The sequence below is a fragment of the Pseudomonas sp. NPDC096917 genome, from assembly GCF_044762555.1.
Lineage (GTDB): Bacteria > Pseudomonadota > Gammaproteobacteria > Pseudomonadales > Pseudomonadaceae > Aquipseudomonas.
Map to the genome: position 1 here is coordinate 73,036 of NZ_JBIWEO010000020.1, position 12,486 is coordinate 85,521.

Annotated in this window: 14 protein-coding genes; 6 read left to right on the forward strand and 8 right to left on the reverse strand. The window is 49.3% G+C overall.

The annotated features are described in order from the left end of the window. Positions 1–58: 58 nt before the first annotated feature. A complete protein-coding gene (locus tag ACIQYF_RS20305; protein WP_402865394.1) occupies positions 59–946 on the reverse strand; it encodes an SDR family oxidoreductase in 888 nt (295 codons plus the stop codon). 117 nt (positions 947–1,063) lie between these two features. On the opposite strand from ACIQYF_RS20305, the gene ACIQYF_RS20310 reads away from it, so the two are divergent. Next, entirely contained in the window at positions 1,064–1,978 is a 915-nt protein-coding gene (locus tag ACIQYF_RS20310) for a LysR substrate-binding domain-containing protein (protein WP_402865396.1), read from the forward strand. Here ACIQYF_RS20310 and ACIQYF_RS20315 read toward each other — a convergent pair. Next, the gene (locus tag ACIQYF_RS20315; RefSeq protein WP_402865398.1) at positions 1,973–2,425 is read right to left on the reverse strand and encodes an Lrp/AsnC family transcriptional regulator; all 453 of its coding nucleotides are present in this window, start codon (positions 2,423–2,425) and stop codon (positions 1,973–1,975) included. The genes ACIQYF_RS20310 and ACIQYF_RS20315 overlap by 6 nt on opposite strands. 144 nt (positions 2,426–2,569) lie before the next feature. Here ACIQYF_RS20315 and ACIQYF_RS20320 point away from each other — a divergent pair, with 144 nt between their 5' ends. Next, a complete protein-coding gene (locus ACIQYF_RS20320; protein WP_402865400.1) occupies positions 2,570–3,187 on the forward strand; it encodes a LysE family translocator in 618 nt (205 codons plus the stop codon). Between the two features lie 239 nt (positions 3,188–3,426). Further along, on the forward strand, positions 3,427–3,816 hold the full coding sequence (locus ACIQYF_RS20325; RefSeq protein WP_402865402.1) for a c-type cytochrome: 390 nt from the start codon (positions 3,427–3,429) through the stop codon (positions 3,814–3,816). On the opposite strand, the gene ACIQYF_RS20330 is transcribed toward ACIQYF_RS20325, so the two are convergent. The 5 genes from ACIQYF_RS20330 to ACIQYF_RS20350 form a co-directional block, all read right to left on the reverse strand. Continuing rightward, positions 3,817–4,146, reverse strand: coding sequence for a hypothetical protein (locus tag ACIQYF_RS20330; RefSeq protein ID WP_402865404.1), 330 nt, complete (start codon positions 4,144–4,146; stop codon positions 3,817–3,819). A gap of 532 nt (positions 4,147–4,678) precedes the next feature. Further along, complete coding sequence (locus tag ACIQYF_RS20335; protein ID WP_402865406.1) at positions 4,679–5,335, reverse strand: methyltransferase domain-containing protein; 657 nt, start codon at positions 5,333–5,335, stop codon at positions 4,679–4,681. Between the two features lie 14 nt (positions 5,336–5,349). Next, positions 5,350–6,015, reverse strand: a complete 666-nt coding sequence (locus ACIQYF_RS20340; RefSeq protein ID WP_402865408.1) for a hypothetical protein — start codon at positions 6,013–6,015, stop codon at positions 5,350–5,352. Positions 6,016–7,483: 1,468 nt separating this feature from the next. Continuing rightward, a complete protein-coding gene (locus ACIQYF_RS20345; RefSeq protein WP_402865410.1) occupies positions 7,484–7,606 on the reverse strand; it encodes a hypothetical protein in 123 nt (40 codons plus the stop codon). 83 nt (positions 7,607–7,689) lie between these two features. After that, a complete protein-coding gene (locus ACIQYF_RS20350; protein WP_402865412.1) occupies positions 7,690–8,316 on the reverse strand; it encodes a hypothetical protein in 627 nt (208 codons plus the stop codon). Between the two features lie 234 nt (positions 8,317–8,550). Between ACIQYF_RS20350 and ACIQYF_RS20355 the strand changes: the two genes are divergently transcribed. From ACIQYF_RS20355 to ACIQYF_RS20365, 3 genes are read left to right on the forward strand one after another with little or no spacing between them, the layout of a single operon-like run. Beyond that, positions 8,551–9,726 (forward strand): ABC-three component system protein, encoded by a 1,176-nt coding sequence (locus tag ACIQYF_RS20355; RefSeq protein WP_402865414.1) that lies wholly within the window; start codon positions 8,551–8,553, stop codon positions 9,724–9,726. Further along, on the forward strand, positions 9,723–10,199 hold the full coding sequence (locus ACIQYF_RS20360; RefSeq protein ID WP_402865416.1) for a hypothetical protein: 477 nt from the start codon (positions 9,723–9,725) through the stop codon (positions 10,197–10,199). The genes ACIQYF_RS20355 and ACIQYF_RS20360 overlap by 4 nt, the downstream gene beginning before the upstream one ends. Then, positions 10,199–12,136, forward strand: a complete 1,938-nt coding sequence (locus ACIQYF_RS20365) for an AAA family ATPase (RefSeq protein ID WP_402865418.1) — start codon at positions 10,199–10,201, stop codon at positions 12,134–12,136. The genes ACIQYF_RS20360 and ACIQYF_RS20365 overlap by 1 nt, the downstream gene beginning before the upstream one ends. Before the next feature lie 190 nt (positions 12,137–12,326). Here ACIQYF_RS20365 and ACIQYF_RS20370 read toward each other — a convergent pair whose 3' ends face one another. Next, positions 12,327–12,404, reverse strand: a complete 78-nt coding sequence (locus ACIQYF_RS20370; RefSeq protein ID WP_402865424.1) for a hypothetical protein — start codon at positions 12,402–12,404, stop codon at positions 12,327–12,329. Positions 12,405–12,486: the final 82 nt, after the last annotated feature.

Consider the following 12,486-nt stretch of genomic DNA (forward strand, 5'->3'; position numbering starts at 1 on the left):
ACCTGTAGCCGCTGCTGCGCCAGCGACTACAGGAATTGAGGTGCAGATCTGATTTGCATCAATACACAAAAGCACTGCGGTGCTTGTGTATAAAGTCTTCCCAGCGCACGGGCTGACGGCCGGTGATGGCTTCGAAGTTGTCACACGTGTCCCGTACACCGGGGATGGTGTCTGCGGCCATGCGCTTGAAGTTGTCGTGCACGCAGTTCATGTAGGCCATCTCGGCACCTGCTGCACGCATGTTTTCCAAAAACACTTCCGGTGGTTGTGCGTTGTAGCGAAATGGCTGGCCCAGCAGGCGGGTCATGATGTTGGCTACGTCGCCGTAAGACTGGATGTCATAGCCCAAGCGGTAAGTTTGGCCTGCGTGTTTGTGCGGATGCAGCAGCGTTTGTGCCGCCACTCGGGCAACGTCTTCGCCATCGACCCAATTGAACGCGGTGTTGCCCGTGTATTGCTCAATCACCCCTGATTTAACGGCTTGAGTGCCGTCATAGCTCAGCAGGTTTTGCATAAAGCATTCTGGGCGCAAGTGGGTGAACGAGAACCCTGACCACTCAATGTAACGTTCTACCAACTGATGCCAGGCCCAATGGCCAATGGTGGTGTCGTCACGTCCGCACGCGCCGAGGTGCACGATGTGTTGCACGCCCGCTTTTTTTGCCTGGTCCAGAAACGCTTTGCTTTGGCGCAGCATTTCTACGGTATAGCCGGTGACGAGCAGGGCACGATCAATGCCTTGCAGTGCGGGTGCCAGGGTCTCTTCTTTATCGAAGTCCATGATCACTGTGCGAATGCCTTGCGCCTTGAACGGCTCGGCTTTGGCGTCTGAGCGCACGGCCGCGACCAGGGTGATGCTGTCGTCTGCCAACAGCAGGCGCAGGGTGTCACCGCCGATCTGGCCGGTGGCGCCGGTAATTAATACGGTGGGCTTGAGCGAGGTCATAAATGCGCCTTGTTGATGATCAGAGTCGTGATGCCAAAGCTTACTGCGGAAAATAGATCGTATTTACGATACCTTTTACCGAATTGCATGAACTGAATTCACGAATAAGAGGCCGCCATGTTTTCTTCCGAGCGCTTGAAGGGCATCGATGTCTTTGTCTGTGTGACCGACTCCGGCAGTTTCAAGGCGGCTGCCGAGCGCATGAACCTCACGGCATCTGCGGTCAGCAAAGGCATCGCCAGGCTGGAAAGCCGGTTGCAGGTGCGCCTGTTCAATCGCACGACTCGGCGTTTGTCACTCACCGACGCGGGCGCCGCGTTTTACCAGACCTGCACCGGCGTGTTGGCTGACCTGGAAGAAGCCGAATTATCGCTGCAAGCCGAAAACACCGAACCACGTGGTCGGATTCGAATTGATCTGCCCGCCGCCTTCGGACGTTTGCAGGCGCTGCCGGTGGTTTTGACGTTTGTTAAGCAGCACCCGCAATTGCAGCCGCACATTTCGTTTTCGGATCGTTTTATCGACCCGGTTGAAGAGGGCGTCGACATTGTGGTGCGTGTGGGCGGCCCGGATGTGTGGCCTGCGGCGTGGGGGCACCGCTATGTAGGCAGCGAGCGGCATGTGTTCTGCGCCTCACCGGCCTACCTCAAACAGCACGGCGAACCGTTGACCGACCGCGACCTGCAGCACCACGCGTGTGTCGCCTATGGTCGGGCAGATGGCACCGTTAGCCCCTGGCGGTTTGCGGGCAGCCGACCCGGTGAGATCGAGCTGCGGGTGATGTGCGCTCAGTTCATCGTGGGCGATGGCGAAGGCCATGTCATGGCGGTGAAGGCGGGATGCGGGATTGCGCAGCTCCCCACGTGGTTGATCAAGCAACAACTGGCAGAAGGCACCTTGGTTGAAGTGCTGCCACATCTGGCAAGCGAGGGCTTGGCGATCAATCTGGTGTGGCCAAAAAGCCGCGAGGCGCTGCCCAAGGTCAGGGCGTTGCTGGATGCGCTGGCGGCGGGTTTGATGCCGGGTTTATAGCGGCAGCACCCGGTCATGAATCACACTTTTCATCACCAGGGTCGAGACCAGCCGCTGTACGTTGGGCAGTGAGGTGAGGTGTTCATCGTAGAGGCGCTGAAAGGCGGGTAAGTCTTTGGTGATCACTTGCAGCAGGTAGTCGGGGTCGCCGAACAGCCTTTGCGCTTCGACAATCTGCGGGATCTTCGGCAGCCCCGCCTCAAAGTCTGCGATGGCCTGACGGGTCACTTCGCGCAAGGTCACGAACACAATCGCTGAAAAGCCCAGGCCCAGTTCTTTCGGCGCCAGCAGGGCGCGATAGCCCAGAATCACCCCCGACTCCTCAAGTGCCCGCACCCGCCGGTGGCAAGGTGAGAGGCTCAGCCCCACGCGCTCCGCGAGCTCAGTGAGAGACAATCGTCCATCGGCGTGCAGCTCAGCAAGAATCTTGCGATCAATTCGATCCACTTGGAAGAACCTTCTAGCGTGACAACGGCTGTGGGGGATAAACGAAAGATAATCCTATCAGCATTTCCCTATTCTTCTACTGGCGGCTTCGGCTTTAAACGGCGTGACGCTTACCCATCCAGCCCCTTTAGAAGGTAGATCCCTGTGACTCTCAGTGTATTGGCCGCTTTTTGGGCGGTGTCTTTTTTGTTCATCATCACCCCCGGCGCAGATTGGGCCTACGCGATTTCTGCAGGGATGCGCGGGCGCCGCGTCACGCCTGCGGTAGCAGGAATGCTCTCTGGCCACTTGCTGGCGACGGTGATTGTGGCGGCAGGCGTTGGCGGTCTGGTGTCGCGCAATCCGATGATTCTCACCGTGTTGACGGTGGCTGGTGCTCTGTACCTGTTATGGCTGGGCGTCAACATGCTCCGCCACCCTTCGGCCCCTGAATCAGGGCCGGTGCAGGTTAATGACTCCTGGTGGCGCTGGGCCTGGAAAGGCTTATGCGTCAGCGGCATGAATCCCAAGGTGTTATTGCTGTTTTTAGCGTTGTTGCCGCAGTTCACCAATCCGTCATCCACGTGGCCCATTCCTGCGCAAATCGTGGCCTTGGGCGCACTGCATGCGTTGAGTTGTGGTGGGGTGTATTTGATGGTCGGTTTCGGCGCCAAAGCCGTGTTGCGGACCCGACCCAGCGCGGCGAAAAACATCAGCCGGATGTCTGGCGCAGCGATGATCGTGATTGCGGGGGTGTTGCTAGCTGAGCAAGTGATGCGTTGAGCGTTAGTGTCCAAGCGGTTTGGCAAATGTGTTTGATAGGCCCCTAGACGCGGGTGAAGGCTGCGCCTACAGAGGGGCCGCCATCTGATTGAGCGGTGTGGACGCTTTCCCTATCGCAGCGCTGTGCTAGTGCCAGAACGCAGGTTTCTCGAAACAAATGATCTGGGTCTCGTGATGCGTTTTGCTGCTGGGCTATATTGGCGCCTGCCTGAACACCCCGACCTGATGTGGAGTCGCCTATGAAGCACCGAACCTTACTGACCCTCTTTCTGATCTTCAATACTGCGCTGTTCAGTTCTTGGGCGACTGCGGCGGGCGATGCAGAAGCGGGCGGCAAGTTATTCGCCAAGACCTGTGGCGGGTGTCACAGCATCGGAGAAAACGCACGTAACGGGTTCGGCCCGCAATTGAACGGCGTGATAGGCCAGTTGGCCGGAACAGTCCCTGGCTATCAGTTCTCCGAGGCCATGAAAAACTCAGGTGTGGTGTGGACGCGCGAAAACCTGGCCGCCTACATTGAAGCACCGAAAAAAGTCGTGAGTGGGACGCGGATGATCTTCTGGGGCATCAGCGACCCAGAGAAAATCGAAAACCTGTTGGCTTACATCGAAACCTTTCAAGACCAGTAATCACTGAATGTCTTTCAGGTAATCCTTGAGCGTTAAGAGCGGCGCATGCAGCTGCTCAAGGTTTTGAGCGTTTTTGACCCCCAGCGACAACCTGTGCAGCTCGCGGCCCATGGGCGTGTCTGCACCGCCAATGGCGTCCATGGCCAAGTCGAGGCATTCGTCCATTTTGTTCTGGATAGTGTCGAGATCGCCCTTGCGCACCAGCAAGGCAAATACATCGCGCTGGTAATCCCCCATCACCAGATCGTCGCGCAGAATCGGACTTTGGCCGTCTGATTCATAGGCGAGCTTGAGAGAGAAAAGAGCGACTGTCTCCAGCGGGAGTTCCATGTGGGCCTGTGGCGTGATTGGGGTGGTGGATGATGACTTTTTTGGAAGAGGAAAAAAAGCTTTTTGGGAATGTCAGTCGGCTTATGGCTTCTGTAGGAGCGGGTTGCCTCGCGATTTTTTGATCTTTTAAAAAATCGTCAGACAAGCTGGCCCTAATGAGGCTCAATCCCTTAACTGATCAGTATTGGGCGTTGTGCCACGCCGGGCTGCGTCGCCTTGATTCCATGAGAGTGATGATCTAACAAAGCCCCATTGATCCGCTTCGTTAACTCTGGCTACACCCACTTTTCTACAGGCGAAAAAAAAGACCTTGAAATTCAAGGTCTTTTTTTAAGATGGTGCCCGAGGGAGACTCGAAGTTTCCATAAATTTCGTGGCTTGCAGTCAAATTATATCGCTAGGGATACAAGCGGGGATACACGCTTTTCGACGCTACAGAGCTTAATCCCAAACGATTATAAATCCAATATTCAGATTCTTGCCGTGGATGCTCGTGTCTACGGTTCGCTGAAAAGGCCTTCCGACGGTGAGCCTAGCTAGCAACCAGCGGTGATCGAGCCTCCACAAAAGTGCTCTCCCCTACACACCAAGACTTAATAATTTCAAAGCCGTGTTCAAGAAGCAGGTCTTGTGTGACTACCTTATTGAAGATTCCATAATAAGAAGTGGATTTTTGATTGCTGTATATATAGCCATTTAAATGTTTCTTGCCGGATTCGAATTTTTTAAAGTACGAGCTTCGGTGTTGGTTGATAAATACAGCAATCCCATCACTGGAGAGTAGTTTTTTTATAATTAATATTACGCTGTTGAGGGTTTCTTTGCATGGGATCGCAGAGAGAACGTTTGTGCATGTTATTAGGTTGTACAATTCTTGGTGGTTCTGGATTTGTTCGAATGGTATCGTTTTGCAGTTTGGATAGTTTTTCGACACAAATTCAGTTACGGATGTTTGTTCGCCTCTTATTACTTGTCTTCGAGAAAGTTGTATTTGAGAGTCTACAAAAGTAACGGTCGTAGCTATTTTTGTTAGTGTGTCCGAGTATCTTAGTTTTCCACAGCCAAAGTCCAGCGCTGAGTTGGTTTTACCGCTATAAAGCAAATAGTCATCTACTGGCTTTGATTTTTGCGTATGTGGCTTTGCGGCGTTCTCTGAACGAATGTGGTTGCCATTGACTAGATATCTCATGAGTTACGTCCTTGTTATTTGAAGTATTTTTTAATGGCTTTTACAGATATTTTGTTGGCTTGGTCTTTGGATTTTTTAACAGTCACAAAATACCATTGTGCGAGCGTGACTACTGACAGTGCAAGTAGGTATAACCATAGTCCAGTGAATGACTTGTCTCTGTAGATGAACTCAAGGGCGCAGGTGGTGGTTAGAACAACGAAGATGTGCTCAAAAAAAATCCAGAAAAACATAGCGTATCGCCAGAACAGCTGAACGTAATGCTGATCAATTTTCTTCGCTTCTGGATAGTATAGTTTGTTCATGGCTAACTTTGTCTCAGCGCGATTCAGCTGTTTGTTTATGTTCGCACTTTTAAGCATTGGCTTTATGATAAAGAATTTATCCCAGATGTATCTGATGCCGAGCAGTTTTGAGATTTTATTATGGATCTCAAAGAAACTGCTCAAAAAAGCTGCTAGGAATGCAGCGGCTAAAGGTATGGCGCCGAATGAGACTATCCAATCTATAAGTTCCTTGTAGTCTTTTAGTGGCGGTATTAATGATTCTGGAATAATGATTTTGGGGATTGTCTCAAAGTAGCGAAGAGCAATAAAAAGTATAAGTGTGGTGAAAAATGTTCCTTTGTTTAGCCCTTCAAGCATTTCGTTGTAGTTATTAGGTGATTTAATCGTCAGCATTAGTTGTTTCCGTTCAATAGCTGGTGAAGGAAATTGTTTAGTTAGCAGCTTTTAACAATCGATGCTGTTTTTGCTATTTTTATGGCCGATGCCTAATCAGGCTGTTGGCACAATGCCACTGTAGCACGTGACGTCGTTCGCTTGCGTAATCACTCAGCGAATACAGCTTGAGCCGTAGATGCTTGCAATGTCATTTGGTAGTAGCTATGGAAGAAATTGATCTGAATGGTGCGGGGGACCCTGGAGGCAGCAACATCATACGGGGTCGGAAACCCGCGGGATCTTGTTAGCGACAGGCACCCCACCTTACTGAAATTTCAAACGTTGAAATTGAAAGGATCTTGAAGAAAAAGGGTCATCGTTACCGTGTTGGTAATGATGCCCCTTTGTGTTGCTGATAACGCACGTTTGGCGTTCGTCAACCGAGTCAACTCCGTCAACCTGTCAACCAACTTAAAAAATCCAGCCGCTAACACGAACGCGTGGGTTATCTGCCCCGTGTCCTTCAGAAATGCTCAGGGTCCCCCCGCAACATCCCAATACCTTGTGCAATTGCACTGGTGAACCATGGTTCACCCGGTTCACCTGTTCACTAAGCTGGGCACTTTTCCGCTAACACGATCACGCGGGTTTCCGACCCCGTGTCTGTCTCATTGTCTCAGGGGCCCCCGGCTCCTGCCTGAGTTTCCTCGCTGAGGGTACGCATTGCATAAGGGGGGGGGTGGGGCAAATACCTGTTAAATGGCGTGTAACTCGTGTTGCAGGTGTAACCAAGTGTCGTAACACATTGATTTTAAACAATAAAATAGTTGTACACCGACTGAAAGCGTATGGGGTGTGCTGTGTAACAACGTGGAACGGTGTAACGATTTACGTCAATCGGCGTTCGCATGGCTAAGGTGCTAGTGGTCATCGTTAAAGCCGCAATCCGCACACGTTAGCTGCCTGATCACAACGGCCCCATGGCAATTCGCGCAGCAGTTCGGCCAGGGCGCGCCAAGGGTACTGATACGGGGTCGTGGGGCAGTGGGCTCGATGTTCAACGGGCTACTCGGCGCTGCTCGGCCATTGGGGAACCTGGCACTGACGACAGCATACGGCGTCACCGTGCATTAGCCAGCGCCCATTCCAACGCTGCATCATTCATCCAGCACGATTGCGGGGACCAACCCGGTACCGAGCAGCCTGGTTAATTCCTGGTGGTCATTGATGTGCATGTCCGGCGTAGTCCTGTGCAAGTGAGCGGCCCCCTTGCGTAAAAACAGACTACGGGGGCGTCCAGTGGGTGGAAAACAGCGTCCACAAAAAGGCCCCTGCACGGTGTCTCAGACGTGGGGGGCTTTTTTACACAAGCAGCGTTATTCGTAACGCGGCAGGCTCACTTCACCGTTTGCTGAAAACCGCCACCTTTTAGCAGCATGCCGACTTGCTCCGGCTGCTCGGCCGGCTTGCCCAAATGGTATTCGGCCTATTGGCTGGTGCCGTCCTGAATCACGCACACCGCCACAATCACCCACCCCTGATCCAACAAGCCCTGGACTTGGGTCACGCCGTTCACGGTACCCAGTTGCTTGATGTCTTCAATGGCCATCGGTCTTGCTCCTTGAGTGATAGCTGACTGTAATCACCACGCTACGGAAATGTGGCTGCTTTCTGTTTGTTATTGGTCAGCGTTTATTGCTGCTGCCGAGCCGCATTTCGCAAGAGACGTTCGCTGAGCCTTGCGTCGATATCCGATATTACGTCTTTCATGCTGTTATCCCGGCTCCATTCACCGAGATCAAGCTCCTCAGCAGGAAGCCCAACATATGAGCGAAGTTTTTTGGCTAGATCAGATGCCTGCAGCCCTAGCACAGCATACCCCCGGCGCCTTGCTTGAAAATATTCGACATGGTCCGGCGGGTCGTAATTGAACTGATGGATTCCAGTAAGGTTTCCTTGCAATTGATCTTGTTGATCTGGCAGTCGAAGAATCGAATACATCAGATCCATCGGTAACAGCTTCCATTCAACGTCAAGGTCTAGAGGCCGAAAATCAGGTGGGGTAATAACAGGCACATATTCACCGCGCTCACCAGCGGGCTGGCCGTATTGGGTCCCGTCGTCTACTGCAACATCAAGGCAGCCAGTGGCAAACCGATCCAAATGAGAGACGACAATAATCCCAAGGTAAGTGGTGTCCTGCTTGGCCGTTTTCCGCTTAGTCCACCATTCTTTGATTAGGACGAAAATGTTACCGAGTAGGACCCCGCTGATACCGGCGGCAGCTGAAATGATGGCTGAGACGTGCGCTGATTCCATGAGTCCCTCTGAGTGAATTAGCGTATGAACGCCATTTGTATCCCCAGCATGGTCCATCCAGTCGCATTGGCGTTAGGAAAAAATCCTTTCTTGGTGTCCGCCACGATGACGTATGCATACACCTCAAGGTCTGCTACAAAACACGTCAGATGGCTCATTGCCGTCACAGGTGCTACATTTCAATAATTTAACGTCAAGAAGTTGTGTTTAGCTTCCTAGGGATTTGAGGCTGGTATGAGCGAAACGAAGAAACCCGTGGCGGTAGTTTTTGTGCATGGTTTCACTGGCGGTAGTAGCACGTGGAAAAATGTCGGCGGCGAAAAATTCAAAGACTTATTGTTGACGGAAGACGATCTATCAGAAGTCTTTGATATGGTTGAGTTCGAATATTTTTCGAAAATTACAGATATATTTCATGCGGATTTAATACAGAAGGCCATATCGCTATTCGGGTTTCGTCCTAAGGTCAGATACAACCGACCGCTTAAGAATTTGGCCGATGAGCTCAGAAGCTTCATACAGCTGAACTTGGATGACTATGAGGGCGTTGTGCTCATCGGTCACAGTATGGGTGGATTGATTTGCAAGGAGGTTATACTAAGTCATGTGCGCGGTGACGGGCCGGATATAATAGGATATGGATCTATTGCTGTTCCTCATAAAGGCTCGTTGGATTCAATGTTGTTCGCCTTGCTCAATATTAACAGCAAGGAGTTGGTTCCGTTAAATTATTACAATAGCGATCTAAATAATCGATGGGTCGACAAAAAAAGCACACTTCCAGAATCTGTCTATATTATTGGGCAACATGACCAGTATGTCCCGGAGTCAAGCGGTCTTCCTTTTATCAGCAAATTTCTGAATATTCCCCATGATCACAATACGATCTGCAAGCCAGTTTCTAAGGCAGATAGTGCTTATAAGGCGGTTCAAAAGTTCCTAAAAAAAATCGCCAAAAATACTAAAATGCAAAAGCTTTCACTGCTGACTTATGAAGAGGCATCGCCTGATTATGATAAAGAGATATTTGTAATAAAAATGATTCTCTGCGATATAGGAGAAAAAGGCGTGGAGGATGCGAAGGAATCATTTTTCAATGCGGAGATCATAACCAAGGCAGCCGACGAGGAGGACAAAAAAATGCTACTAGCATTGAGAGTCAAGGTTATCTCGCTCTATAGGCAAACATTCAATTATCATGAAGGTGTTGGTTCAACTCCCAACATGATTTTTGCAGAGGTACACCAAAAACTGCTGAGCGAAGATAGGCATGCGCTTGAGGTTGGCGCGAATTATATTAACTTTCTCCATAAAAAAGGCTTGTTGCACCAAGAGGCTAACAAGCCTTGCACCACTGTAACATGGTCGAATGGCACAACCATGGATGATATCAAGGCTATGCTTAAATGAGCATAGATTACACATTTTTTGACCTTCGAGAGGAACACTACTCCGCTCTCTATCGTGCTTGGCTTATCGCTCACATACTTTCAGCAAATCGAAATGGAAAGCTTCAGTTATCCATATACAAAGCGCAGCAAATTGATTATATAGTAAAAAATCCTCAATTATTTAGAAGGGCTTGTCAGTTTCTGAGTGGGCCGCAATCTGCAATAAATATTTCTGAAGCACTCTATAACTCTGAAATTAGCAAGTCTCAAACGTTCGACAAGCAAAACTTTCTCGCTAAGGTAATGCAGCTGTGTGGTGAAGGAATCATTGAACTTGTTAAGGAAAATGGGATTTTTTTTGTTAGATGTTTAATCTCTCCCCCTGCAGCAGAGATATCAGCACAAATACACCTTGAGAGTCAGATAGTCGCGGTCAAAGGCTTGGCGCAAAAAACTGAATTAGTTGTTAACAAAATCATACTGGGTGAATAATGGATAGCAAACCCTCTTTAATCGTGCATCGCTTGATACTGATGGGTATCAATGGCGCATACGAATCGCACTTTAAAGCGGGATTGAATATCATTCGAGGCTCAATGGACTCTGGTAAGTCTACTATCCTTCACATGATAAACTACTGCTTGGGCGGTTCGAATAAAAAAATACTTTACGAGGAAGTAAAGGCGAAGGTAAGAACGCTTTTTCTTGAGGTCTCATTCAATGGAAAAATTTTTACGATTGAACGCTCTCTTCGCGAGCATAGAACTGCAGTAAAAGTCTTCTCTTGCGGTTACGAAGATCGAGCCGACGTTTTTCCTCAGTTCATGGCCGCTGACTCTACTGGAGATATGCCCGATGGATGGCTATCAGACTTCATACTTGAACAGCTCGGTATAGCTCGCGTCAAAATCAAGGAGTCTTTGGTTAGGGTTAATGCCGATGAAGATAGACTCAGCTTTAGAGATCTCATGAAGTTGATGTTTCTAAAACAAACGGAAGTAGGGTCTGATGCGCTTCTTGATTATAAAAACCAGGTGGTATTTATCAAGAATGTGGCGGTCCAAAAGTTCGTTTATAATATTCATGACGAACGGATGGCGTCTTTACAGACTCAGAGAAAATTGGAGAACGATATTCTTAGGCAGCTGAAGAGCACGCAGGAGACTCTGTCTAAATTTCTGAAAGAAGTTGGCGTGCCTCTTGATGAGTTTGCTTTCGGAGATAAAATCGAGGATGCAAAACAACTTATTCAAGATCTGGATGAGGCCGTACAAAAAGTAAAAATGGATTTTACCTTCAATTCTAAGGCTTCTATAGAGCTCCGAAAAACCATCGGGCTGCTGCGAAGCGAGTTGGATGAGAAAAACAGAAATATCAGTTCGATTAAAAAGCGCATAACAGATTTCTCCAAGCTGAAAAGCACCTATCGTATTGAGCTGGATAACATACAGCTTTCAAAATTAGCGCGGCCATTTCTCTCCAGTACCCCTCTCGAAAAGACTATCGCCTGTCCTATGTGCAGTACAGACTTGCCCATCGCGACTCAAGCTATACCCGAGGAAGAAATCGATGCGGTTGAGCGATCCGTTAACAATAAACTTTCCGGTCTTGACGATACTATAAAGAACGCACTGGAAAGGGCAGGGGTACTGCAGAGTGAGGCATCGGCGCTGGAACTTCAGATTCAGCAGCACACTCAGCTTTTTGATACCAACAACCTATCAAGCTTATCTCCGCTGATATCGATGATTGAGACGGCAGAAAAAGCCAAGGTTCAGGCCCATGTAGATTTGGCTTCATTGAAAAAAAACCTGTCCATCTATAGGAAGTACGGCGAAACGCAAGAGAAAATTAACAGTAAGCAATCTGTCATATCAAACCTTGATTTGTTAATCAAAGATATAGAAGCAGGACTAACTGGTGTACAGGAAATTATCGCGAAACTGAGAAGCACTTTTTCCAGATATATGGAAAACAGTGGCGTCCAGAATGTGCAAGGAATTTCTTATAGTAATCAATTTGTGCCTAGCTTTAGAAATATGTCTTACTACGACCATCTTTCTGGCGGAGTCAGAACCGTCATGTCAATTGGCATGTATATTACGCGACTGAGCTATGCCCTTGAGGCTAGCTGCAATATTCCTCCGTTTTTGATGATCGATACCCCAGGACAGAATATTGGTCGAAAAAGGAATTTGGATGACAATGACTCCGTGTCAGATCCTGCCATTTACGAGAGAATATATTCCCAGCTATTGAGCGTGGTAGAACTTGCAGAAGAGAAAAATATTGCGTGCCAGATCATTGTCGTTGACAACGACTTCCCTGATATTTTATCGAACCCTGAAAACATCGGAAAATACCATTTGGTTAAACACTTCCAGAAGGATAATCCGAATTTTGAAAAAGGTCTGATTCACGACGCCTAGGAACGCCTGCTATGCCGAGGCTGACTGACCGTTTTTTGGCCGAATGTAGGTTTCCATTCATACCGTAGGAAGCTACGAATATGGGAAGATGCGCCACGTGGCTGTGAGCTGACGCCGAAATTATTTACTTTGAGTCAAGCGCTGCCACTAAAAAGGGCCCTTCTGGGCCCTTTTTCAGGTGAAGCAGTTTTTACTTCTTAAGCCATCCCTCGACGACGTCGGCGCCATACTTTGCTTTCCACTCTTTCAAAGCTTGTAACCGCTCCATGAACCCCACATTCAAAGCCGCCGCGTGATCCCGGATGCTGTGCTCCCGATTTCTTTCTGGAGCCCATCCGCCATGATGCGTC